This is a genomic window from Vibrio sp. L3-7 (genome assembly GCF_963898195.1).
In the GTDB taxonomy this organism is placed as follows: Bacteria; Pseudomonadota; Gammaproteobacteria; order Enterobacterales; family Vibrionaceae; genus Vibrio; species Vibrio echinoideorum.
In genome coordinates this window covers 1-24,979 of record NZ_CAWQUW010000018.1, presented here as the reverse complement: position 1 = coordinate 24,979, position 24,979 = coordinate 1, and the positions used below count along the sequence as shown (strand labels likewise).

The window sequence follows — 24,979 nt, the reverse complement described above, 5'->3', positions numbered from 1 at the left end:
TGTAGTTGTAGTTGTCGTTATCGGTATAGCTGGATTAGTCGCTGGCCATTGCACTGGCTATATCCCAACACAAACGTGCCGCCAATCGAGCCGTTTGGCCATCGACGTCGTAGTCTGGGTTGTATTCCGCAATGTCCGCGATAATGAGTTTTTCACTGTGTTTAAAAATCTGTTCTAGAAAAGGCGCGATCGCTTCATAGCTCACGCCTCTTGCTGCTGGTGCACTTACGCCCGGTGCCGTAGCGGCGGGGAATACGTCTAGGTCGATAGTGAGATAAAGGTAATCACACTCAGCGATGAATTTTTGCAACTTAACCAGTTGAGCGATTTGGTTAACTTGGGTCATGTTTCGGTCGTCTTCATACCAAACGCCCAGTTGGTCGGCTTTGTTAAACAGCGCTTTGGTATTGCTTGCAGCACTCACGCCAAGACAAGCGTAATGAAACGGCCACTGATGTTTGTGGCAGTAATCGCTGATTTGGTTAAAAGGGGTGCCAGAGCTGGGTTTAACGTCGGCGATGTTGCTTTTAAATTCACGAAGATCAAAGTGAGCATCAAAGTTAACGATGCCTATTTTAGGTTTGTGCACAGGTTGATCTTTATCAAGGCGTTCCGCTTTGTGTAGGAGTTCCGTTTGATGTAAATGATCAGCGAGACCTTGGAACGACGCCCAAGCCACTTCGTGACCACCGCCAAGGGTAATCACTTTGTTTGTTGCTAAAGCATTGGTAATCACAGAAGCACACTGTTTTTGGCTGACTTCTAATTGGTCATCATTGCACTCGATATTACCAAGGTCCGAGATGTGAGCGTCACTGTGCCAAGCCATATTAGCTAAAGCTTGGCGAATCAGGTTGGGTGCTTGTTTCGCGCCCACTCGACCTTTATTTCTTGCAACGCCTGCATCGCTGGCAAAGCCAACCAAGGCGATAGCCCCGTCAGTAAGCTCGTTACTTAAATCACTACTTTGCACTTGTTTAGTAATGTGATGTACGCGTGTACCGAGTGCACCATCTTCAAGATCATTGCGTCCCGTCCACACAAAGTTATGTACGGTTTCTGCGCTCTTTTGAATGCTGTTGGACTTAGATTGAGTCATGACACACCTCGCCATTAACAATGCGTTTATGCAGATGAGGAACACCGACTTGATAGCTTAAGTCGGCAGGGTGCTCGATATTCCAGATAGCCAAATCAGCGGCGTATCCCACTTCGACTTTACCTTTGGTTAGTGAGTCGCCAATGGCAGCGGCTGCATGGCAAGTCACACCGCGCAGTGCTTCTTCAGGCGTCGTACCAAATAAGGTGCAGCTCATGTTCATCATCAGCGTTAGGTCTGCAAAAGGAGAGGTGCCGGGGTTTAGGTCGGTCGCGATTGCCATTGGAATGTTGTGTTCGCGAAGCAGGGCGACTGGCGGTTGTTGAGTCTCTTTCAAGAAATAGAAAGCACCGGGAAGTAAAGTGGCAACTGTGCCTGATTCCGCCAGTGCTTTGACTCCGGTTTCATCAAGGTATTCAACATGGTCAACAGAGAGTGCGCCGTATTTAGCTGCAAGCGCACTGCCACCCATATTAGAAAGCTGTTCTGTGTGGCCTTTAATCGCGAGCCCATGTTTTTTGGCTGCGGCAAATACACGTTCGGTTTGTTCTAGGTTGAAGCCGATAGATTCGCAGAACACGTCAACTGCATCAGCTAACCCTTGCTCTGCAGCTTTAGGAATGATCTCTTGGCAAACCAGATCGATATAGCTGTCCGGTTTCTCTTTATATTCTGGTGGAATAGCATGGGCAGCAAGGAGAGTGGTGGTGATCTTAATTCGGCGATGATTCTCTAACGCTTTGGCTGCACGCAGCATCTTGAGCTCATCTTCAAGTGTTAAACCATAGCCAGATTTTACTTCGATGCTGGTTACGCCACTTCTTAGTAGGCCATCAAGTCTCGGTAATGCCATTTCAACCAGCTCAGACTCTTTCGCTGAGCGGGTCGCGGTTACTGTCGCTAAAATACCACCGCCTTGCTTGGCGATGTCGGTGTAAGACACACCATTCAAGCGCTGTTCAAACTCGTTGGCGCGATTACCTGCAAATACAAGGTGAGTGTGGCAATCAATTAACCCAGGGGTGACGAGTTTGTTTTTGCAGTCATAGGTGACGTAATCCAAAGAACCATCAACACTTACTTGTTCTAATTCAGAAGCAAGTGCCTCGTGGTTTGAACAAGAGATGGACACGATCTTACCGTTTTCGATAACGATATTTTGAGGGGAAGAGGGCTGATAACCATCGGCTCCCGAACTCATGGAGACCACTCGTGCGTTTTTGAGGATCAAATTCATAATCACCTAGATCTTTGCTAAACATTAAATGTATATACAAATAAATAGGCTAAACGCTGACCCGAATCAAGTTGATGTTGCAAAAATGTGATCGGCGATCAGGATGATGTTCTTTAATCTAGAAGTATCTTGGAGCTTAATTTGTACTTAGAGCCAGGATGGTAGAGCAATGCAAAGCTGATGAGCCGTTCTTTGCTCCATGTTCTTCTATTCAAAAGAAGGCAAGGCTCTGATTCAGAAAGCTTTAGTGACGTTCTGATTTGAGAGTCAGGAATAATGGCTTCAACCGTGTGTTCGATAGCACTCAACGGGCAGCTTTTTGAAAGGTATTCGTTGGGTGTAGAGGTTGAAAAGTCTTGCTCTAGGTATTTTGGTGCGGCTTGCGAGTTCACCCAGCGTGCTTCCAATTGAATCGGTGTGTTGTCAGCAAAGTGGATGATTTCACTATAGAATACTTCGGCATTGATCATCACACCTAACCGTGTAGCGGTGCTTTCATCTGCCTTGATGCTCTTGTGCTTGATAACCTGGCTAGCATACGTTTGACCTCGGTCTTTGATCTCTTGTGCGATGTTGTTGATATCAAGCAGGGGAGATTGCGCTTTTTCGTCAGGCTCACAAACAAAAGTCCCCAGTCTTGGTTTTCTGATTAGCTTGCCTTCAGACACAAGATCTCGAATGGCTTTATTGACCGTCATTCGGCTTACTTTGAACTGTTCGGTGAGTTCGAGTTCTGTGGTTATCTGGTAACCCACAGGCCAGTGACCACTGATGATATTATCGTCTATGAACTGTTTTATCTGAAGGTAGAGCGGCGCTTTCGACATAATGAAACCTTATTTGACTATACAAATAGAGTAACGGAATTTTTCACGATTTCAACATTTCCTCGGGCAATGTGACCTTATTCAACATAGATAGGGCAAATTGCTTGATTCTGTGAGGCAAGTGTCGCAAATTGCTTCCCAATAACTATTCGTTAATCAAATAATTAGAAAGGGAAATAATATGTTTAAGAAATTAAAGGCCTCGTTTGGCATCGGTTCAGCAAAAGTTGATACCGTCTTAGATAATATTGACGTTTTCCAAGGTGGGGAGTTGTCTGGCAATGTTCACATTGTTGGCGGCGATGTTGAGCAACAAATCGATCTGATCAACTTGGTTCTCAACACCGAAGTAAAAATAGAAACGGAAGACAGCACTAGCTACGAAACTTTTTCACTGGGCCGTATTCAAGCCGTAGAACCTTTCGTTATCCAACCGGGTGAAACCAAACTGGTCCCATTTCGTCTTAAGTTGAATGATGAAACGCCAGTTACCGCGTTGAGCGCGCAAATGAACCAGTGCCATGTGTGGGTTGAAACCAACCTAGATATTGGCTTCGCGATTGATCCTAAAGACCGCGATTTTATTTCCGTTCACCCACTGCCAACGGTCGCTAAAATTATCCAAGGTGTTGAAGCTTCGGGCATGGCCATGGTGAAAGTAGACGTAGAGAAGGGCTTCTTAAAAGGTAACAGTTTTGCTTCACGTTCGGGTTGTTACCAAGAGATTGAATTTTGTAGCGGCGGTTTTATGAATAATAAAGAGATCGAGCTGTCATTCATCGTTGAAGGTTCAATGGTTCACTGTCTAGCAGAAATCGACCGTTCAATGAGCTTTCGAGGCGACCAATACATCTCATTCAGCTTACCAGCAAACGCGGCTGACTCAGACATTCGCAACGCAGTCTCAAGAATTATGAGTGCGTAGTTACCTTTCTTTTAGTAGTCGCTCTGTCTATTAATAGAGACAATACGATTTCTAAAGCCGAACCCAAACGTTCGGCTTTTTTGATTTTACTCTGTCGACCTGAAACGTGCTCACCACTGATGCCGATAAGCCAGCTGGAAGGCAACATCGGTGGAGTTGTCCATGTTAAAGATGTTTTCGATAATGGATATTTCGACAGCTGAACGCTGCATGAGATAGCGATACCCAAGCATCATTTCATTCGCTGCTTCTGAAAATTCTGTGTCACCATCTTCCGCGCCTTCATACCATCGATACTCCAGGTGTAATTCATGGTTTTCAAATAACGTGAGCTGATAGCCTCCCATCCATGACCATGTCGTTTTCTTATGTGAAAAGCTATTCTCCACCTCTCGGCTGGATTGATTCGCTAATCCTAAGCTTGTATAGAAGGTATTGATGTTTATCTGATACGCGTAGTTGATCTGAGCACTTTGTTCGGTGCTGCTTCCCTCAAACACCCCGTGACTGACGTTGTTGTGATAAAGGGATACACCAAAAGATAAGCCGTGGTTATCGAGGTCTAGAAGTTGGTATTGGGTGTAGAGTGTGAAAGCACTTGTCAGCGTGTCGCCAGAGAAGTCGCTAATATTGATGCCGTGATCTGGCGCGTAAACATCAAATTGGTGTCTGTCCTTACGATCTCGGCCAGCTTGGTCGATGCTAAATAGATCGTGATAGTTGATGGTAATTTTATCGAGATGATTATTGGCAGCATATAGCCAACGGTAATTGAGCTCGACTTGCCATGCAGTCGTTAGTTGCCATTTCAATCCTGTTTGAAGTTGGTTCTGGTAATAGTCTAAATGATAGTCGTGGGAATTGGCCCATACACTGGCCGCGGTTAAGGCGCCAAATACTTCAACCTTATTCGCTTCGAGTGGAAAGCCGGAGCGAAGTGTGGGGGTGTGACGCATTGATTGTAATGGTGCTTGGGTATAGCTGACTAAGGGGCCGTAGTTTTTGTTGGCCCATGCCGCTGAAATGGGTGCCGTTGTGACTATTAATAACGGTAAAGATGTTATGAGCGATATTAAGTTAGCCCGTTTTCCCATATGCACCTCGTCCATGTTCAGTTGCTTCTATATAGCTTAGTTCTAAATAACGAATTTGTAGGTCCTAAATTGAAAGAGTTAAGTCGGAATAGATAAGGCAAAATAGGAAGCTAGGACAGCTCGATTTTAAAGGTGGAATAAAGGGGGAGGGAAGCCTTTGGTTAGCACGATGAGATCTTATGAATCGGGTCTACAGGAGAGTCGGGGGATTCCCTCTGTCATTGTCATTTCATATAATTTCGTTACAATGTTCGGCTACTCACAAACAGGGCATCTGTATTTGCTTCTATGTGGGTATCTTTATTATGCATATATCTCCGATCAACATACTTGTTGATTGAAAAACATATATTAAACATTTTCATGTGTTGCTTGGTGTGCAACACCACTGTAAAGGACAAATAATGCCAATTATTACTCTTCCTGACGGTAGTCAGCGTCAATTTGACAACCCTGTATCAACTCTAGATGTTGCCCTATCAATCGGTCCTGGTCTTGCGAAAGCAACCATTGCTGGTCGTGTAGACGGCGAGCGTGTTGATGCTTGTGACCTTATCGAAAACGATGCAAGCCTAGAAATCATCACAGCTAAAGATGAAGTTGATGGCCTTGAGATCGTTCGTCACTCTTGTGCTCACCTTTTAGGTCACGCTATTAAGCAGCTTTTTCCAGAAGCGAAAATGGCGATCGGTCCTACCATTGATAACGGTTTCTACTACGATATCGACCTTGAGCACTCTCTAACGCAAGAAGATCTAGAAAAGATTGAAAAGCGTATGAAAGAGCTTGCGAAGACCAAGTATCAGGTTGTTAAGAAGAAAGTTAGCTGGCAGGAAGCGCGTGACGCATTCGAAGCTCGCGGCGAAACTTACAAGATCGAAATCTTGGATGAGAACGTTTCTAAAGACGATCGTCCAGGCCTATACCATCATGAAGAATACATCGATATGTGTCGTGGTCCACACGTTCCACATATGGGCTTCTGCCAACACTTCACGTTACTTAACGTAGCGGGTGCTTACTGGCGTGGTAATAGTGACAACAAGATGCTTCAACGTATCTACGGCACTGCATTCCACGACAAGAAAGCGCTTAAGGCTCACCTAGTGCGCCTAGAAGAAGCGGCTAAGCGTGATCACCGTAAAATCGGTAAGCACTTAGATCTATTCCACATGCAGCAAGAAGCGCCAGGTATGGTGTTCTGGCATCATAACGGTTGGACTATCTTCCGTGAGCTAGAAGTATTTATTCGTCAGAAACTGACAGAGTATGATTACCAAGAAGTGAAAGGCCCATTAATGATGGACCGTGTGCTTTGGGAACGCTCTGGTCACTGGGATAAGTACGCTGAAGCAATGTTCACTACTTCTTCTGAGAACCGTGAATACGCTATCAAGCCAATGAACTGTCCTGGTCATGTTCAAATCTTCAACCAAGGTTTGAAATCTTACCGTGATCTGCCGCTACGTATGGCTGAGTTCGGCTCATGTCACCGTAACGAGCCGTCTGGCGCACTTCACGGCATTATGCGTGTTCGTGGCTTCACTCAAGATGATGCTCACGTATTTTGTACTGAAGACCAAGTTCAACAAGAAGTGAAAGCTTGTATTGAAATGGTTTACGATACTTACACAACTTTCGGCTTCGATAGCATTGTTGTTAAGCTATCTACTCGTCCAGAACAACGTGTGGGTTCAGACAAAATGTGGGACCGTGCAGAGGCTGACCTTAAGCAAGCGCTAGAGGCAATGAACATTGCATACGAGATTCAAGAAGGCGAGGGTGCGTTCTACGGACCTAAGATTGAATTTACTTTGCATGATTGTTTGGACCGCGCTTGGCAATGTGGTACAGTGCAGCTCGATTTTGCATTACCAGAACGTTTAGGTGCTACTTACGTAGGTGAAGATAACGAGCGTCACACGCCAGTTATGATCCACCGCGCGATTTTAGGTTCACTAGAACGCTTCATCGGTATTCTTATTGAAGAATACGCTGGCTTCTTCCCAACGTGGTTGGCGCCAGAACAAGCAATTGTCATGGGCATTACGGACAAACAGTCTGAATATGTACAAGAAATTGCGAAAAAATTGCAAAAAAGTGGATTTAGAGTCAAAGCAGACTTGAGAAATGAGAAGATTGGCTTTAAAATCCGCGAACATACTTTGAAACGTGTACCGTTCATGCTTGTGTGTGGTGACCAAGAAATGGAAGCCGGCGAAATTGCAGTACGTACACGTAAAGGTAAGGACCTTGGCAAATTTAAAGTGGATGACTTTATTTCATACATCCAAGCCGAGGTTTCAAACCGTAAGCTCAATCTGGAGGAATAGCTATTAAAGGCGGAAGACGTGGCCAACAACCGGCCAAACAAAACCAGCACCGTTTAAACGGTGACATTCGTGGCGTTCGTGAAGTGCGTCTAACTGGCGCAGACGGCGAAGCTGTTGGTGTAGTAACAATCGCGGAAGCGATGGAAGCTGCAAATGAAGCTGGTATGGATCTCGTAGAGATCAGCCCTAACGCCGAGCCGCCAGTTTGTCGTGTGATGGACTACGGTAAGTTCCTCTTCGAGAAGAGCAAAGCTGCGAAAGAGCAGAAGAAAAAGCAAAAGCAGGTTCAGATCAAGGAAATTAAATTCCGACCTGGAACTGATATTGGAGACTATCAGGTAAAACTACGCAACCTGACTGGTTTCCTTGAAGACGGCAACAAAGTGAAGGTAACAATTCGCTTCCGTGGCCGCGAAATGGCTCACCAAGAAATCGGTGTTGACGTTCTTAATCGTTTGAAAATCGATACTGAAGAATTTGCAGTTGTCGAATCTTTCCCAACGAGAATTGAAGGTCGCCAGATGATCATGGTGTTGGCCCCTAAAAAGAAGTAATTAACGGCTTTACAAGTAATTAAACCTTGCAGCCATAGGCTGTAGGGTTTTATTCGCCCTAATTACTATGTTATTAACAACTCAACAATGCGGAGTTATTCATCATGCCTAAGATGAAAACCAACAAAGGTGCTGCTAAGCGTTTCCAGAAAACTGCTGGTGGTATTAAGTTTAAGCACGCTGGTAAACGTCACATCCTGACTAAGCGTACTACTAAGAACAAGCGTCAGCTACGTCCTAACTCAATCCTTCCAAAATGTGAAGTGGCTGCAGTTATTCGTATGATGCCATACGCTTAATTCTTTTTAGTTTATAAATTCGTTTAGTTTAGGAGAAGCATAATGCCTCGCGTAAAACGTGGTGTACAAGCTCGTGCACGTCATAAGAAAGTTCTAAAACAAGCTAAAGGTTACTACGGAGCACGTTCACGTGTTTATCGTGTAGCTTTCCAAGCAGTTACCAAAGCTGGTCAATACGCTTACCGTGACCGTCGCAACAAGAAACGTCAATTCCGTCAACTTTGGATTGCACGTATCAACGCGGCATCTCGTCAAAATGGTCTATCTTACAGCCGTTTCATCAATGGCCTTAAGAAAGCATCTATCGAGATCGATCGTAAGATTCTTGCTGACATCGCAGTATTCGACAAAGCAGCATTTGCTGTTCTAGTTGAAAAAGCGAAAGCATCTCTATAATTTAGAGTTAGCTTAAAGGTTTAAGAAAAGGAGAACTTCGGTTCTCCTTTTTTATTGCCTGTAATTTGGCTTTTGCATATTATCTCGTATCTCGTATCTCGTATCTCGTATCTCGTATCTCGTATCTCGTATCTCGTATCTCGTATCAGCAGTTTATCTTCCTAGATTTTATTCGCTTCGTTCTCCGTTCTGTTATATAACTTAGCCTCAATATTACCTTTAATTAACGCTAGGTTTTCTATGAACACACCTACCACTATGACGTTCTTCGAACGTTTTGAAACTGATATCCTTTCTGGCAAAAAGACCATTACGATTCGTGATGAATCTGAGCGCGATTACCAGCCTGGCAGTGTTGTAGAAGTATCAACGCTAGAGCAGGGACGTGTATTCTGTAATCTTAAGATCATTAGCGTAGAGCCAATCTTGTTTGATGACTTAGGCGAGTTCCATGCGGAGCAAGAGAACATGACGCTACAAGTGCTTAAAGATGTTATTCAAGATATTTACCCAGGGATTTCTGAGCTGTATGTGGTCTCTTATGAGTTGGTAGCTTAAGCCTTATTGGATTGGATTGACTAGCTAGGGATGGCGATTAATGAGTAATAACCAGCAGACACTGCTTCAGTTGTACTGTCGTGAACAACAAGACCAAACGCTACTGTCTAAGAATGACCTTGATAGTGATCTGAGTGAGAGTGCCGATTATTTAAAGTGGTGCGAGAGTAAAAGAAATTTTGTTGAGGAAGATGTATTAGGGCGGACTTGGGTAAAAAGTTGCCCAGCAGGGTACATTACCGAGGTGCACTTTCATTCTGATGGTAGTCTAACGGAATATCGTTTGTTTGACCGATTTGAAACCCAAGGCAATTGGCTGCTGAAAAGCGGGTTGCTGCAAGTCGAAATCAATAAAGGTGACAATCGTTACCAGTTTGATGTTGTCGCGTGTAAAGACCTCAATATTCATTCGGCAGTGGAGTATAAGAATCAAGAACTCCACTCTTACCTTAAGCTTGTTCAGGTGGAAGCTAGTTAAGTTATTAAGTAAGAGAAATAAGAGAAGCAAGCCAAACTTGAGTCTTATTCTGATGGATTCATCAAATTCCAAAGCAAAAAAAGCTAACGATTAACGTTAGCTTTTTCATTTCTGGAGAAACTTGATTGAATGCTTAAGCTTGGTAGCTCTTATGCGTGATAGCTTTCGAGTTTCTTATACAGCTCTGAATTGATGTCACTTGCAGCGCAAACCGTCAATAGGTCTTCAATAAAGTACTTTAATGCACGTGCTTCAATTCGACGAATGCCTTGTTGCTGCTCTTCAGTCAGGTAACCGTAGATAGTTGCAGCTCCGAAGTCACCAAAGATCATCTGACCTTGTTCATTGACCAAGGTGTTGTGCGCGTACAAATCACCGTGACAAACTTTGTTTTGATGAAGGTGTTCAAACACATCGATCATCTGCTCGGTAATGCTATTGAACTGAGCAATTGAAAGCTCAAAGCCTTCGTTGAACGTATCGCGAGTACAGCTTTCAAGAGTAGGGGGCAAACCTAGGTTGTAATAGCTGCTTGGGATAAGTTCCATGACCAAAGCCAAATAGTCATCTTCATCAACTTGGGCAATAGATTTCACTAAATTGCCATGGTAGCCAGTCTGCAAACAAGCTTCTAGCTCATCGTGTGGGTAGCCATCACTGGTGACTTCGCCTTTGAATACTTTAACGGCCACTTCTTGTGGGAAATCAAAGTCACTGTTTAACCAGTTAGCATGAGAAATCACGCCAGATGCACCTTGGCCCAGCACTTGATTGAGTGAGTAGCATTGCGAACTCACGGCAGGCACGCTATCTAAGCTGCTTGGGTGTTTGCAAAACGGGTTACCCGCAAAGGCTAACCAAGCCAGTTTTGGTAGCTTGATAAGGAACTCTGGGAATTCAGTCAGTTGGTTTGCAGATAGGCGAACTAGCTCAAGGCTTGATAGGTTTTCCATGCTTTCTGGTAAAACGCGAATCTTGTTACCCGCTAATGCGAGTTTTTGTAGGCGTGGTCTTTCACCTAAAGAGTGAGGGAGAACCTCGATCGCATTGTCTGTCAGGATTAACCAACGTAACTGAACTGGCAAAGATTGCTCGCTAACGGTTTTGATTTGGTTCGTTTTGAAGCCAACCATTTCAAGCTTAGGAAGGGTACCGAGAACATCAGGAAGGTGCGTAAACAGGTTATTTGACGCGAAGATAATACGCAGGTTGGTCAGTTGCGATAACTCTTCAGGTAAATCTGACAGTTGATTACCTGATAGGTCTAGAATCTCAAGAGAATCAGCGAGTTCTAAGATCTCTAAAGGAAACTCAGTGAGACCTTCTGACAGTTGTAAGCGCTTAATACCTTTGAATTGCCCTGATTTTAATTGTTCTAGAGTATGCAAACCTTAGCCTTATGAATAGATGTTCGAGGCGCGTAGTTTACTTGTCTCAATCGAGAAAGGCGAGCACCGAACGATGCTCGCCTAGCTAAACTAAGTGAACGAATTTACGAGGCTAAAGCTCGATATGGTTTTGGCTAACACCGATCTCCTCAACAAAATCGCTATCATGACTCACCAAGATGAACGCGCCTTGGTATTCACGCAAAGCGGACGCCAATATTTGTTTTGAGTCGATGTCTAGGTGGTTGTCCGGTTCATCGAGCAATAGAAGCGGGGTGTCTTGTTTATGGCTGACGATTAACATCGCTAACTTCATTTTCTCGCCACCACTGAGATGAGCTACTTGTCGATATACCGAGTTTCGCTTGAATCCAATTCCAGCCAACAAGGTTCGTGCGTCACTTTCTGTTAGCCCAAAGCTGTGTGTCATCAGACTATCGAACATGGTGTCGTTGATGTCTAACAGGCCAAAGTGTTGATCCAAGTATACCGTCGCCCGTAAGCGCTTAATGGATCCGATATAGTTCGAGTGTTGGCCGTGAATAGCTTTTAACAGTGTCGATTTTCCGCACCCATTAGCCCCGGTTAGATAGTATCGTTCTCCTTGTGATAGAGAGAAGCTGATAGGATCACCAGAACCAAAACTTAGGCGACACTCTTCAACGGTTAATAGTGAGTGTTTTTTAGAAGCATTCGCTTGTTGTAGATACAATGCTTGCGGCTTCAGTTGCTCTTTTTGTTCTTTAAGAGATTGAAGTTTATGTTGGTTTTGATCCTTTAAGTTCTTGTGGTTTGTTTCCGATGCACCTTGGGCTCGCCCTGCTTTATCTTTCATTGCATCCAATAATATCTTGGGTTGGCTACCCGACTTTCGGAGTCGGTTACCTTGAGACTCTCGTTGTTGTGCTTTTTCCTTGTTAGTCTGAGCTTGGCGCTCGAGTCGTTTCTTCTCCGATTGATGATGCGTTATCTGCTTGTCCAGAGCTTCACTTTGACTCGACATTTGCGTGAAGTAATCATCGTAATTCCCTTTGTAGAAGCGCATGCCCAAACTATTGAGGTGATAGATCCCTTCCATGTGTCTCAATAAGCTTCGGTCGTGACTGACGACAAGCACTTTACCTTCAAATAACTGACACTGCTCTAGTAACCAATTGCGTCCATCGCTATCCAAATGGTTTGAAGGTTCGTCGAGAATCAGTATGTCGTGGTTTGATACGAATAACCGATGAAGCTGTAATAGGGCGAGTTGTCCACCGCTCAATGTATGGCACGGTGTGGTCAACCCACTGGTTATTTTCAATGTGGCTAAAAGTTGCTTGGTGTTCGCTTGTAAATCCCAATCCTCCCCAACGATATTGAAGTGCTGAAGTTCGCAGCTGCCTTGTTCTATGGCGTGTAATGCGTCTAACTTTTCGGTGATCCCCAAGAAGTCAGCAATGCTGATTGCGCTATCCAATAGCTCGGAAGGTAACTGGGAGTAGAAGCCGATCGAGCCTTGTTTGGAAACACTGCCTGATGTGGGTTGCGTTTTCCCGACCAGTAACGAAAGTAGTAATGACTTTCCAGCGCCATTTCTTCCGACTAAGCCTGTCAGGCGACTGCTCAAACTAAAGGTGATGTCTTTGAATAACCACTCACCAGTATCGAGTTGGAATGAGAGATTGTTGGCTAATATAGTAGGCATAGAAATACCTCCCTTTACGTGTAAACGAGTAAAAGGGGTGAGGCGCTTTTTTGCATAGATTCCTACGTGGGATTCTATGTCTAGATCGCCAAAGACGTTACTTAAGTAGGATGACAGCAAAAGATAGAGATTATCTTGCTGAAGTGCTTTCTTTATTCAAGGTGCAGATCTTAAAGAGGTTGGTCTTAAATTGACTGCTCTTCAATAGCTTGATTTTTCAAGAAATAGATGACGAAGTAACGCCCACTAACCCCGAGAGTCCAAATGATTTTTATAAAAATAAATCGGATGTCAGGATGTTAGTACTTCATTATGGCGTTATTCTCTTTTGAAATGATGGTGGGATGTTACTGAAAGAAGGTGCTGAAAGTCAATATGATGAAGTGACTAAAATGTATCCAAATAATTAAAGCGCCAGTAAGGCGCTCTAGATCGTTCTTTGGAAAGCTAGATTTTTTGAGGAACGTGGGAATTACCGTTTTTGACCACCAACGGCTCGCCAACACATGTCAAAGCTATCGCTGATGTACTTGGCTAATTGATCTGGTGGCAACTCATTTTGCTCAATCAACCAGTTTGCACAAATCAAAAAGTGGCTGTGGATGAAGTGCCTAACAAGATTGATGTCTAACACCATCAGCTCACCGGCTTCTTGTCCTTTCAAAACGATTTCATCTAGCGATGCGAACATCTGTGAGACGATAACTTCTCGAGTTTGAGTCGTCGGATCGAAATGAACATTGGTGAAGAACTTCATCGCAACTGGATTTTCTAACGCCCACTCAAGCCCTGTGATCCACATGAACTTTAATGCTTGATAGCGATCTTGTTCAGAGACATCTGTGTGTTTAGCCAGCGTAGTGAATAGCTCAAGTTTCAGTTCGCGAAATAGTTCATCAATTAACAGCGACTTATTCTCGAAGTGGTGAAACAGTGTCGCTTTCGCTACGCCTGCCGTTTTCGCTATTTGTCCGGTAGATGTGCCCTCTAGCCCCTGCTGAGAGAAGAGTAAGAGCGCAGCATCTAAGATTTTTTGCCTTTTTGTCATCATCTATTTAGTACTTTGAACAGAAGCTTTTTAATTGGGTTATTGTAAGGAGGGTGCATTAACTTGGTGAAGTTCATTTTGCCTCTGCTTAGAACGGTTTTAGCATGGCTAAAGGTCTTGAAGCCTTCAATGCCGTGGTAGTGTCCCATGCCTGAAGGGCCAATGCCACCGAACGGTGCATCTTCTGCTGCCACATGCACTAGAGAGTCGTTAATACAAACACCGCCAGAATGTGTGTTCGATAAGAACTGGTCTTGGGTCTGCTTATCATGACTCATCAGGTACAAAGCAAGTGGACGTTCTCTTGCCGTGATGTAGTTGATCGCTTCTTCAATAGAATCATAAGGCACGATAGGCAGAACTGGGCCAAACAGTTCTTCTTGCATTGCGACCATGTCGTCGTTCACTTCGGTTAGAAGGTGCGGTGTCATTCTATGGTTCACATCGTCTTGTGCTTGTTCGGTTACCGTGTGAACAACTGCGCCTTTCGATTGCGCATCTGTAATCACACCCTTCAAGCGATTGTATTGACGCATATCGATCACTGAAGTTAAGTCTTTGCTCTCAATGCCTGCTTTATACAGCTTTTTGAAGTATTGCTTATAAGCTGTGATGAACGCATCGACTTTTTCTCGTGGCAATAAGATGTAATCGGGCGCTACACAAATCTGGCCAGCGTTTAAGCTTTTTGCAAACAGGATACGCTCAACGGCGTCAGCGATATCAAAGTCAGGGGCAATAATCGTTGGAGATTTGCCGCCCAATTCTAAAGTCACTGGCGTCAAGTTGTCGGCTGCTGCTCTCATTACGTGCTTACCCACAGAGGTGGAGCCTGTGAATAGGATATGGTCAAACGGCAGTTGGCTAAATTTCGCGGAAACGTCAGCTTCTCCTTCGATGATCGCAATCTGATCTTCACTAAAGCCTTCAGCCAACATTGCTTTCAAAACTCGATTGGTCGCAGGAGTAAACTCGGACATCTTGAGCATTGCAGTGTTGCCCGCCGCTAACGCAGTGATGAGAGGGCCTAAAGAGAGCATTATAGGAAAGTTCCAAGGAACGATAATGCCCACAACGCCTACCGGTTGATAGTGAACAGTGATCTTCGCTGGCGTTAGCATCAAGCCTGCTTTTCTACGAGATGGCTTTAACCATTTCTTAAGGTTCTTAGCACTGTAATTGATTTGGTGAAGAGAAGGGGTGATATCAGCAATCAAGCTGTCGTGTTTTGCTCGATGGCCATAATCTTCAGACACCGCATCAATCAATTGCTCTTGGTAGCGCATTAGCAACGCTTTTAATACTGAGAGATCTTTTCTTCTCTGCTCAAGCGATGGATTAACATTATTACGGTAGTGATCTTTTTGTCGGTTGAACATTTGATCCATGTCGTTGATGTTCGACGTGTTTGGTTCAAGGTCTAGATTATGACTCATAGTATTCCCTAAATCTGAAGGCTGACCGATTGGTTGGTCAGTTAAAATTACAAGAATATCCAGCTGAATACAAGATATGCGCGAGGAAAGTTCAATAATTGAGCGTTTACAACATTGAAGTGAGCGAGTTTTAGTTGGAAGAACGAAGTGTTAATAGGCATCGAATCGCGGGATACAAGTTGTGTTGGTGATAGCGAGAGTTCAGATTGGGAAGTGCTCATATTTGTCACAACTTTGACTTAACCTCACCCAATTGGCTAAGGATTTTATGCTTCCTATGTATTTTATTCAGCTGATTTTTTATTAGAAAGTGCTTTGTATTTAATGCGCTGTAGCTTGTTTCTTGCCGTAAAACCTTGTAATTCCTTACCTGTCACTTTAAGTCGGATTGTCGATAAAAAAACGTAATCGTAACCACAAATATCAATGGTTGGACTCGCTCTTAATAATATCGGTTAATGCAGCCAACAAATCGTTTTCTAACGTTTTTGTTGGGTTATACCTCGCTATTCCACTGAGGTATCTTCTGTCGATGGCCCTATAGTGTGAGGTCTCTAGAATTGGAAAATTCTGTTAATTTGGAACGCATCCGTGCTGAGTATAATGTAAAGCACTGGAGCCAAGGTTTTTATGGAATTGATGATAACGGCGAGGTGTATGTTTCACCGAGCGAAACCGATCATCAAGTTCCGCTTAGTCAGATCGTAAAACAGTTAGAGCAGAGAAATATTGGTTTGCCTGCTCTTGTGCGTTTTCCTCAAATCGTGCATCAACGTGTGCACAATATCTGTAACGCATTCAACCAAGCGATCGACGAATATCAGTACGATAACCGTTACCTACTTGTTTACCCGATTAAAGTTAACCAACAGAAAGAAGTGGTTGACGAGATCTTAGCGAGCCAAGCTCAATTAGAGCAGAAGCAGCTTGGTTTAGAGGCGGGCAGCAAGCCTGAACTATTAGCGGTATTGGCACTGGCTCAAAAAGCGAGCTCGGTGATCGTGTGTAACGGTTACAAAGACAGAGAATACATCCGTCTTGCTCTTATTGGCGAAAAGCTGGGTCATAAAGTATTTATCGTTCTAGAGAAGCTCTCTGAGCTTGATCTTGTTCTTTCTGAAGCAAAAGCGCTTGGCGTGAAACCTCGTTTAGGTTTACGCATTCGTCTTGCATCTCAAGGTGCAGGTAAATGGCAAGCAAGTGGTGGCGAGAAGTCGAAATTCGGTTTGTCTGCATCACAAGTATTGACCGTTATTGAACGCTTGAAAGCAGAAGACCAACTCGATGTTCTAGAGTTAGTGCATTTCCATCTTGGCTCACAAATGGCCAATATTCGCGATGTACGAAATGGCGTGAGTGAAGCGGCGCGTTTCTACTGTGAACTGCGCGATATCGGTGCTCAATTGAAGTACCTAGATGTGGGTGGCGGCTTGGCGGTTGATTACGACGGCACACGTAGCCAGTCTTCAAACTCAATGAATTACGGTTTGCTTGAGTACGCTCGCAATATTGTGATGACAGTAGGGGACATTTGTAAGCTCTACAATCAACCACAACCTGTGATCATTTCTGAGTCTGGTCGTTCGTTGACTGCGCATCATGCTGTACTTGTGACCAACGTGATTGGTACAGAAAGCTATTCTCCGGAAGATATGGCTGCGCCTGAAGCTGACGCCCCAATGTTGCTTAACAACATGTGGAAGAACTTCTTAGAGCTAGATGCGGGTAATGATGACCGAGCGTTGATCGAGATCTACAACGACACGCAGAGTGATATCGCAGAAGCGCACAACCAATTTGCAACAGGCATGCTGAATCTTCAGCACCGTGCTTGGGCAGAGCAGATGTCTTTGCGTATTAACTACGAACTTAGCTCTCGTATGAGCACTAAGAACCGTTACCACCGTCCTATTTTGGATGAGTTGAGCGAGCGTTTAGCCGACAAGTTCTTTGTTAACTTCTCGTTGTTCCAATCGCTGCCAGATGCTTGGGGTATCGATCAGGTATTCCCTGTATTACCTCTAAGTGGTTTGGATAATGCGGATGAGCGACGCGCTGTTGTACTGGATATCACATGTGATTCTGACGGTACGATTGATCAGTACGTTGATGGCCAAGGTATTGAAACAACGCTGCCTGTTCCTGCATGGAACCCAGATGAACCATACCTGATGGGCTTTTTCTTAGTAGGTGCATACCAAGAGATCTTGGGTGATATGCATAACCTATTTGGTGATACTCACAGCGTAGTGGTGAATGTTGATGAAAGTGGTCAAGCGAATATCGATTATATCAACGAAGGCGATACGGTTGAAGACATGATGCGTTATGTTCACATCGATATGGACCTGATTCGTCAGAACTACAAAGAACTGGTAACAGCAAAAGTACCAGCACAAGAGCAGCAAAGCGTACTTGAAGAGTTAGAGCAAGGCCTGATGGGTTATACCTATCTTGAGGATTTTTAATGAACGATCTATTTACGAAACCAGATTACTCGCTTTATTCCAACGCCATGACGTTTATGCGTCGTCCATTGGTACAGAACCCAATCGATAGCGATGCCGATGTGGTTGTGTTAGGTGCGCCGTTAGATATGGCGACGTCGGGTCGTCCGGGCGCTCGTATGGGACCAGATGCGATTCGTCGTGCGTCGGTAAACTTGGCGTGGGAAGGCAAAAAATTCCCTTGGGACTTCAATGTATTTGAACACACCTCGGTGATTGATGCTGGCGATCTTGTGTTTGATTGTGGTGATGCAGAAGACCTAACTCAGCGTTTAGAAGCGGCTGCTGATGCGATTCTAAACAATGGTAAAACTCTGTTAGGTTTAGGTGGCGATCACTTCATTACACTGCCTTTGTTAATAGCATACGGCAAGAAGTACGGTGAGATGGCTCTGATTCACTTCGACGCGCACACTGACACTTACAGTCAGGGCAGTCGTTACGATCACGGTACTATGTTCTACCATGCGCCAAATGAAGGTTTAATTTCGCCTGAACATTCAGTGCAAATTGGTATTCGTACAGAGTACAAGCAGGAAGGTCACGGCTTCAATGTCATTAATGCGATGCAAGCCAATGACATGAGCGTTGACGAGATCATTGCTCAAGTGAAAGGTATTGTTGGTAATAAGCCAGTGTACTTAACGTTTGATATCGATTGTCTGGATCCTGCTTTTGCTCCGGGTACAGGTACGCCAGTATGCGGCGGTTTGAACTCAGATAAAGTCCTGAAAATCATCCGCGGTTTGCAGGGCATTAATATGGTTGGTATGGATGTTGTTGAGGTTTCACCTGCGTATGACCAAAGCGAGATTACAGCATTGGCTGGTGCAACTATCGCACTTGAGCTGCTTTATGTTTGGACGGCGAACCGCCTCGCTAAATCATAGTGTTTGATTGTTAAAAGCGTAACGCTACATACTGATTTTAAAGCCCACTAAGTTTCAACTTAGTGGGCTTTTTTGTTTTGTCGAGCAACAAAAATTCTATTCTCGTATCTCAGTAAGTAGTCTTTTCTTGGCTGTGAACTAATAGGCTAAAAGGCTCGTATTCTACGGTCTATCTCATGGTTTGTGAGCGAAAAATCATCACATTGATTCTGAGAGGTGTCTCAAAGATGGGACTTGCCTCTGCTTTACTAAGGATGCAGAGCTTACCGCTATTAATACCCTGTATTCGCTAATGATTTATCAACTTTGTTACTGTATATATTTATAAAACGAAGATGTGTATTTATATTGCGCGCTCATTTGCATATTAATCAGCATCCTACTAACTTTTGACTAGGGTTTTTAAGCCATGAAAGAATACTTGGATTTGCGAAAAGATGTCTCTTCGCACAGACATGGCATTTTTTATGGGGAAGACTAGGCTTAAGGGTAAGTAAACTATAAAAAAACAGGTGAAATACTTCTCTCTTTTCAAGCCGATTGGGCATAACAATGGATTGCCATTGATGAGAGCTAAGTATGCGTTCAATTAAAACCTGAAATTGCTATTACAAATAATTTTCACAGCGCTTAAAAATAGTGCTTTGTGACAACGGGGGATGTATGGATATTGAAGTTTCGCGCCAGGTTGCGGTAGTTGAAGCAACGAGTGGAGATGTCGTCGTAGTTAAGCCAGACGGCAGCGCAAGAAAAGTTTCAGTTGGCGATACCATCCGTGAAAATGAGATCGTGATTACGGCCAACAAGTCAGAGCTTGTATTAGGCGTTCAGAATGATTCGATTCCGGTTGCAGAGAATTGCGTCGGTTGTGTTGATGAAAACGCTGCATGGGTAGATGCCCCAATAGCTGGTGAGGTTAATTTTGACTTACAGCAAGCAGACGCAGAAACCTTCACTGAAGACGACCTTGCTGCAATTCAAGAAGCCATTTTAGGTGGTGCCGATCCGACTCAAATCTTAGAAGCAACGGCTGCTGGTGGCGGACTAGGTTCTGCAAATGCTGGCTTTGTGACGATTGACTATAACTACACTGAAACTCATCCATCGACTTTCTTTGAGACCGCTGGTCTAGCAGAACAAACTGTTGATGAAGACAGAGAAGAATTCAGATCGATCACTCGTTCATCAGGTGGCCAATCAATCAGTGAAACACTGACTGAAGGCTCCATATCTGGCAATACCTATCCCCAATCTGTAACAACGACAGAAACGATTATTGCTGGTAGTTTAGCTCTCACCCCTGACTCTTTCATTCCAGAAACTTTATCCCTCGCTTCACTACTTAGTGAATTAAACAGCGACATTACTTCAAGTGGTCAGTCCGTTATCTTCACCTATGACGCGACGACTAATTCTATCGTTGGTGTTCAAGGTACCGACGAAGTATTACGTATCGACATTGATGCCGTCAGTGTTGGCAATAACATTGAGCTTTCTCTAACCACAACGATTTCCCAGCCGATTGATCATGTACCGTCGGTTGGCGGTGGTCAGGTTTCTTACACTGGCGATCAAATAGATATTGCCTTTGATATTCAAGGTGAAGACACCGCTGGGAACCCGCTAGCAACACCCGTTAACGCACAAGTTTCAGTGTTTGACGGGATAGATCCGTCTGTTGAAAGTGTCAATATCACTAACGTTGAAACTAGCAGCGCGGCAATCGAAGGGACGTTCTCAAATATTGGTAGTGATAACCTTCAATCAGCCGTATTTGATGCAAGTGCACTGGACCAGTTTGATGGGTTGCTCAGTGATAATCAAAACACGCTTGCGAGACTTTCTGATGATGGAACAACGATTACTCTGTCCATCCAAGGTCGAGGTGAGGTTGTTCTCTCTATCTCCCTTGATACCGACGGCACCTATAAATTCGAGCAGTCTAATCCGATAGAACAAGTGGGCACCGATTCACTGACGTTTGCTTTGCCGATCACGATTACCGATTTTGACCAAGATGTTGTAACCAATACGATCAACATTGCCATTACTGATGGCGATAGCCCGGTTATCATTAATGTTGACAGTATTGACGTTGATGAAGCGGGTATTGTTGGCGGCTCACAAGAGGGCACGGCGCCAGTGTCTGGCACTGGCAGTATCACCGCGGACATTTTTGAAAGTGACATCATTGACCATTATGAACTTGAACCTACAGAATTTAATACTGGTGGCAGCTTGGTTTCAAATGGCGAGGCTGTGCTACTTGAGTTGATTGATGAAACCAACGGTGTAAGAACTTACGAAGGTTATGTTGAGGTCAATGGTTCGAGAATTACGGTCTTTGACGTTAAAATTGATAGCCCTTCATTGGGCAACTATGATTTTAATCTTTATGAAGAACTTTCTCATCAAGGCGCTGAAGATGCGCTGCTAACTTTTGCATTGCCAATTTATGCTGTTGATGCAGATGGCGACCGTTCTGCACTGTCTGGAGGTTCGAACACACCAGAAGCTGCTGAGATCCTCGTCAATGTTAAAGACGATGTCGTTGAATTAGTTGATAAGGTTGAATCAGTCACCGAGCCGACCTTAGCGGGCGATACTATTGTTTCGTATAACCTGTTCAATTTTGAAGGCGCAGATGGTTCTACAATTCAATCGTTTAACTACGACGGTGTTGATTACTCACTCGATCAAAGCCTGCTCCCCGATGCTACCCAGATTTTCAGTTTTACTGAAGGTGTCGTCACTATCTCATTAAACGGTGACTTCAGTTTTGAAGTCGCTCGTGATATCGACCACTCAAGCAGTGAAACTATCGTCAAACAGTTCTCATTTTTAGCCGAAGATGGTGATGGGGATACTGATAGTTCGACGCTTGAGTTAAGTATTACCGATGGCCAAGATCCGATCATTGATTTGATCCCGCCTGTGACTCTCTCTGAAACCAACCTTAATGACGGCTCTGCTCCCAGCGGAAGTACAGTTAGCGCAACCGAGACGATTACCTTTACCGCAGGCAGCGACGATGTAGCAAGTTTCCGTATTGAACCAACAGAGTTTAATGTGGGCGGTGCACTTAAATCGAATGGATTTTCGGTTGAGATAAAAGAAGATTCGGCTAATCCGGGTACTTACATTGGCTTTATTACCAACGGTTCGGGCGCTGAAATCCCAGTGTTTACGATTGCTTTCTCTACGAGCACATTGGGTGAATACACCTTTACTCTGCTTGAAGCGTTAGACCATGTAGATGGTTTAGATAAGAACGATCTGAGCTTTGATCTGCCTGTTTATGCGGTTGATACGGACGGCGACGATTCATTGGTGTCTCAGCTTAATGTGACTATCGGTGATGATGTTCAAATCATGCAAGACGGTACGTTAGATATCACCGAGCCAAATCTTGCTGACGGTACAATCACAACCAACACCATTGATGTAATGCCAAATCAAAGTGCTGATGGCGCGACGATCACTCAGTTCACTTATGACGGTGTCGTAAACACACTGGATCAAAGTATTTCAGGAGAACAGCAGTTCAGCTTCACAGAAGGCGAACTGTTTATCACCCTTGAAGGTGAAGTGCGCTTTGAGCCTAATCGCGATCTAGACCACTCAGTGAGTGAAGATATCGTGAAGTCGATTGTCGTGACTTCAAGCGACTTCGATAACGATCCGGTGACTTCAACCATTACGCTGACGATCACTGATGGTGATAACCCGACGATTGATGTTATTCCAAGTGTTACGCTTTCTGAAATTAACCTGAGCGATGGCTCTGCTCCAAGTGGCAGCGCGGTAAGCTCGACTCAAACTATTACTTTTACCAATCAAAGTGATGATGTGGTTCGTTTCCGTATTGAGCCAACGGAGTTCAATACTAACGATGATCTTAAATCGAACGGTTTAGCTGTTGAGTTACGTGAAGACCCGGCAGGGTCGGGTGACTACATTGGTTTTACGACCAGTGCGACGAACGTAGAAACTCCAGTATTCACATTAAGCTTTAATTCTGGATCATTAGGTGAATACACGTTCACACTCATCGAAGCGTTGGACCACCAAGATGCCCGTGGCAACAACGACCTCAGTTTTGATTTACCTGTTTACGCGGTAGATAGTGATGGCGATGATTCACTGGTGTCTCCGTTAAACGTCACTATCGGTGATGATGTTCAAATCATGCAAGATAGTACGTTAGATATCGTCGAGCCAACCGTCGCAGATTTGGCCGCTGGCACAGTGACAACTAACACCATTGATGTGATGCCAAATCAAAGTGCCGATGGCGCGACGATCACTCAATTCACTTATGATGGCCAGTTTCGAACACTTGACCAAAATGATAATGGCGAGCAGCAGTTTAGCTTCACAGAAGGTGAACTGTTCATCACGCTTCAAGGTGATGTGCGCTTTGAGCCTAATCGTAATCTAGACCACACACTGAACGAAGACATCGTGAAATCGATTGTGGTGACGTCTAGTGACTCGGATAACGATGTGCTGACTTCAACCGTCACGTTGACCATTACCGATGGTGATATCCCAACCATTGATAATGTTCCAACTGTGAACTTGTCTGAAACTAATCTGAGTGATGGCTCTGCACCTAGCGGCAGCGCGGTGAGTTCAACTCAAACTATTACTTACACCACTCAAAGTGATGATGTGACAAGCTTCCGTATTGAACCGACTGAATTTAATGTTGGTGGCGCTCTCACATCAAACGGATTGGCGGTTGAGCTGAAGGCCGATCCAACCACTCCGGGCGGCTACATCGGCTTTGTTACTGATGGCTCGAACGTTGAAACTAACGTGTTCACGATTAGCTTCTCGGATACCAATTTAGGTCAATACACCTTCACTTTACTTGAAGCATTAGACCATGCGGATGGCCTTGCAAATAACGATCTGAGCTTTGATCTGCCAGTCTACGCCGTTGACAGTGATGGCGATGATTCATTGGTTTCTCAATTGAGTGTAACCATTGGTGATGATGTTCAAATCATGCAGAGCAGTACGTTAGATATTGTCGAACCAAATTTGGCTGATGGCACTGTTTCAACTAACACCATCGATGTGATGCCAGAGCAAAGCGCCGATGGCGCGACGATCACTCAGTTTACTTATGACGGGCAAGTTCGCACTCTGGATCAAACTGACAATGGTGAGCAGCAATTTAGCTTCACGGAAGGTGAGTTGTTCATCACTCTTGAAGGTGAAGTACGCTTCGAGCCAAATCGTAACTTAGACCACACGGCTAGCGAAGACATCGTGAAGTCTATTGTGGTGACCTCAAGCGATTCAGACAATGACGTACTGACCTCCACAGTGACGCTGACCATTACCGATGGTGATATCCCAACCATTGATGTAATGCCAAACGTTAGTCTGTCTGAAATAAATCTTGCTGATGGCTCTGCGCCAAGCGGCAGTGCAGTCAGTCAAACTGAGACGATTACCTTCACCAATCAAAGCGATGATGTGGCGAGTTTCCGTATTGAACCGACTGAATTCAATGTGGGTGGAGCACTGAAATCGAATGGTTTTGCCGTTGAGATAAAAGAAGACTCGGCCAATCCAGGTACTTACATTGGCTTTATTACCGATGGTTCGAACACTGAAATCCCAGTGTTCACTATTAGTTTCTCGGCAACCAAACTTGGTGAATACACCTTTACTTTACTTGAAGCGTTAGACCATGTGGATGGTTTAGATAACAACGATCTGAGCTTCGATCTGCCTGTTTATGCTGTGGATACAGACGGCGACGATTCATTGGTGTCTCAGCTTAATGTGACCATTGGTGATGATGTCCAAATCATGCAAGACGGTACGTTAGATATCACTGAGCCAAATCTAGCTGATGGAACAATCACAACCAACACCATTGATGTGATGCCAAATCAAAGTGCCGATGGCGCGACGATCACTCAGTTCACCTATGACGGTCAGCTACGAACACTTGATCAAAATGACACTGGCGAGCAGCAATTCAGTTTCACAGAAGGCGAGTTGTTTATCACCCTTGAAGGTGAAGTGCGCTTTGAACCTAATCGCGATCTAGACCATTCCGTTAATGAAGACATCGTGAAGTCGATAGTAGTGACTTCAAGTGATTTCGATAACGACGCTCTGACTTCAACCGTAACGCTGACGATTACGGATGGTGATAACCCGACGATTGATGTTATTCCAAGTGTTACGCTTTCTGAAA

General features: G+C 44.4%; 18 protein-coding genes. 10 read left to right on the top strand and 8 right to left on the bottom strand.

Translation table 11 applies throughout. The annotated features are described in order from the left end of the window. Positions 1-34: 34 nt before the first annotated feature. From hutG to hutC, 3 genes are all read right to left on the bottom strand, one after another. Positions 35-1,099, bottom strand: a complete 1,065-nt coding sequence (hutG, locus tag AACW75_RS13795; RefSeq protein ID WP_145571183.1) for a formimidoylglutamase — start codon at positions 1,097-1,099, stop codon at positions 35-37. Further along, a complete protein-coding gene (hutI, locus tag AACW75_RS13790) occupies positions 1,086-2,336 on the bottom strand; it encodes an imidazolonepropionase (RefSeq protein WP_145571182.1) in 1,251 nt (416 codons plus the stop codon). Before hutI ends, hutG begins: the two co-directional genes overlap by 14 nt. 113 nt (positions 2,337-2,449) lie before the next feature. Beyond that, positions 2,450-3,163, bottom strand: a complete 714-nt coding sequence (gene hutC, locus AACW75_RS13785) for a histidine utilization repressor (protein WP_145571180.1) — start codon at positions 3,161-3,163, stop codon at positions 2,450-2,452. Positions 3,164-3,344: 181 nt separating this feature from the next. On the opposite strand from hutC, the gene AACW75_RS13780 reads away from it, so the two are divergent. Further along, positions 3,345-4,088 carry a sporulation protein gene (locus AACW75_RS13780; RefSeq protein WP_145571178.1) on the top strand — a complete coding sequence of 248 codons (744 nt, stop codon included), beginning with the start codon at positions 3,345-3,347 and terminating at the stop codon, positions 4,086-4,088. 110 nt (positions 4,089-4,198) lie between these two features. Here AACW75_RS13780 and AACW75_RS13775 read toward each other — a convergent pair whose 3' ends face one another. Then, positions 4,199-5,182, bottom strand: coding sequence for a DUF3187 family protein (locus AACW75_RS13775; RefSeq protein WP_145571176.1), 984 nt, complete (start codon positions 5,180-5,182; stop codon positions 4,199-4,201). Between the two features lie 404 nt (positions 5,183-5,586). Between AACW75_RS13775 and thrS the strand changes: the two genes are divergently transcribed. From thrS to AACW75_RS13745, 6 genes are all read left to right on the top strand, one after another. Next, on the top strand, positions 5,587-7,515 hold the full coding sequence (gene thrS / locus AACW75_RS13770; RefSeq protein WP_145571174.1) for a threonine--tRNA ligase: 1,929 nt from the start codon (positions 5,587-5,589) through the stop codon (positions 7,513-7,515). Continuing rightward, positions 7,512-8,069: a translation initiation factor IF-3 gene (gene infC, locus AACW75_RS13765; protein ID WP_425348305.1), complete on the top strand. Its 558-nt coding sequence runs from the start codon at positions 7,512-7,514 to the stop codon at positions 8,067-8,069. The genes thrS and infC overlap by 4 nt, the downstream gene beginning before the upstream one ends. A gap of 104 nt (positions 8,070-8,173) precedes the next feature. Continuing rightward, positions 8,174-8,368, top strand: coding sequence for a 50S ribosomal protein L35 (gene rpmI / locus AACW75_RS13760; protein WP_017072916.1), 195 nt, complete (start codon positions 8,174-8,176; stop codon positions 8,366-8,368). A gap of 42 nt (positions 8,369-8,410) precedes the next feature. Then, entirely contained in the window at positions 8,411-8,764 is a 354-nt protein-coding gene (rplT, locus tag AACW75_RS13755) for a 50S ribosomal protein L20 (protein ID WP_004733517.1), read from the top strand. 240 nt (positions 8,765-9,004) lie between these two features. After that, complete coding sequence (gene yqfB / locus AACW75_RS13750) at positions 9,005-9,322, top strand: N(4)-acetylcytidine aminohydrolase (protein ID WP_145571172.1); 318 nt, start codon at positions 9,005-9,007, stop codon at positions 9,320-9,322. A 40-nt stretch (positions 9,323-9,362) separates the two neighbouring features. Then, on the top strand, positions 9,363-9,800 hold the full coding sequence (locus tag AACW75_RS13745) for a hypothetical protein (RefSeq protein ID WP_145571170.1): 438 nt from the start codon (positions 9,363-9,365) through the stop codon (positions 9,798-9,800). 149 nt (positions 9,801-9,949) lie between these two features. On the opposite strand, the gene AACW75_RS13740 is transcribed toward AACW75_RS13745, so the two are convergent. The 4 genes from AACW75_RS13740 to AACW75_RS13725 all read right to left on the bottom strand — a co-directional run bounded on the left by AACW75_RS13740 (position 9,950) and on the right by AACW75_RS13725 (position 15,359). Beyond that, on the bottom strand, positions 9,950-11,188 hold the full coding sequence (locus AACW75_RS13740; protein WP_145571168.1) for a leucine-rich repeat-containing protein kinase family protein: 1,239 nt from the start codon (positions 11,186-11,188) through the stop codon (positions 9,950-9,952). A gap of 112 nt (positions 11,189-11,300) precedes the next feature. After that, positions 11,301-12,875, bottom strand: a complete 1,575-nt coding sequence (locus tag AACW75_RS13735) for an ATP-binding cassette domain-containing protein (RefSeq protein ID WP_145571166.1) — start codon at positions 12,873-12,875, stop codon at positions 11,301-11,303. A gap of 472 nt (positions 12,876-13,347) precedes the next feature. Further along, a complete protein-coding gene (locus tag AACW75_RS13730) occupies positions 13,348-13,926 on the bottom strand; it encodes a TetR/AcrR family transcriptional regulator (RefSeq protein ID WP_145571164.1) in 579 nt (192 codons plus the stop codon). Then, positions 13,923-15,359 carry a coniferyl aldehyde dehydrogenase gene (locus AACW75_RS13725; protein ID WP_145571162.1) on the bottom strand — a complete coding sequence of 479 codons (1,437 nt, stop codon included), beginning with the start codon at positions 15,357-15,359 and terminating at the stop codon, positions 13,923-13,925. Before AACW75_RS13725 ends, AACW75_RS13730 begins: the two co-directional genes overlap by 4 nt. A 560-nt stretch (positions 15,360-15,919) precedes the next feature. Here AACW75_RS13725 and speA point away from each other — a divergent pair. The 3 genes from speA to AACW75_RS13710 all read left to right on the top strand — a co-directional run. Next, positions 15,920-17,827 (top strand): arginine decarboxylase, encoded by a 1,908-nt coding sequence (speA, locus tag AACW75_RS13720; RefSeq protein WP_102437938.1) that lies wholly within the window; start codon positions 15,920-15,922, stop codon positions 17,825-17,827. After that, on the top strand, positions 17,827-18,756 hold the full coding sequence (gene speB / locus AACW75_RS13715; protein WP_237297843.1) for an agmatinase: 930 nt from the start codon (positions 17,827-17,829) through the stop codon (positions 18,754-18,756). The genes speA and speB overlap by 1 nt, the downstream gene beginning before the upstream one ends. A 663-nt stretch (positions 18,757-19,419) precedes the next feature. After that, positions 19,420-24,979: retention module-containing protein (locus AACW75_RS13710; protein WP_237297842.1), on the top strand; the 5,560-nt coding region annotated here is incomplete at its 3' end.

Coding starts and splice junctions, on each gene's coding strand:
- thrS (WP_145571174.1), top strand. CDS start 5,587: ATGCCAATTATTACTCTTCCTGACGGTAGTCAGCGTCAATTTGACAAC.
- hutC (WP_145571180.1), bottom strand. CDS start 3,163: ATGTCGAAAGCGCCGCTCTACCTTCAGATAAAACAGTTCATAGACGAT.
- speB (WP_237297843.1), top strand. CDS start 17,827: ATGAACGATCTATTTACGAAACCAGATTACTCGCTTTATTCCAACGCC.
- AACW75_RS13745 (WP_145571170.1), top strand. CDS start 9,363: ATGAGTAATAACCAGCAGACACTGCTTCAGTTGTACTGTCGTGAACAA.
- AACW75_RS13775 (WP_145571176.1), bottom strand. CDS start 5,182: ATGGGAAAACGGGCTAACTTAATATCGCTCATAACATCTTTACCGTTA.
- AACW75_RS13725 (WP_145571162.1), bottom strand. CDS start 15,359: ATGAGTCATAATCTAGACCTTGAACCAAACACGTCGAACATCAACGAC.
- hutG (WP_145571183.1), bottom strand. CDS start 1,099: ATGACTCAATCTAAGTCCAACAGCATTCAAAAGAGCGCAGAAACCGTA.
- AACW75_RS13780 (WP_145571178.1), top strand. CDS start 3,345: ATGTTTAAGAAATTAAAGGCCTCGTTTGGCATCGGTTCAGCAAAAGTT.
- AACW75_RS13735 (WP_145571166.1), bottom strand. CDS start 12,875: ATGCCTACTATATTAGCCAACAATCTCTCATTCCAACTCGATACTGGT.
- rpmI (WP_017072916.1), top strand. CDS start 8,174: ATGCCTAAGATGAAAACCAACAAAGGTGCTGCTAAGCGTTTCCAGAAA.
- AACW75_RS13730 (WP_145571164.1), bottom strand. CDS start 13,926: ATGATGACAAAAAGGCAAAAAATCTTAGATGCTGCGCTCTTACTCTTC.
- hutI (WP_145571182.1), bottom strand. CDS start 2,336: ATGAATTTGATCCTCAAAAACGCACGAGTGGTCTCCATGAGTTCGGGA.
- yqfB (WP_145571172.1), top strand. CDS start 9,005: ATGAACACACCTACCACTATGACGTTCTTCGAACGTTTTGAAACTGAT.
- rplT (WP_004733517.1), top strand. CDS start 8,411: ATGCCTCGCGTAAAACGTGGTGTACAAGCTCGTGCACGTCATAAGAAA.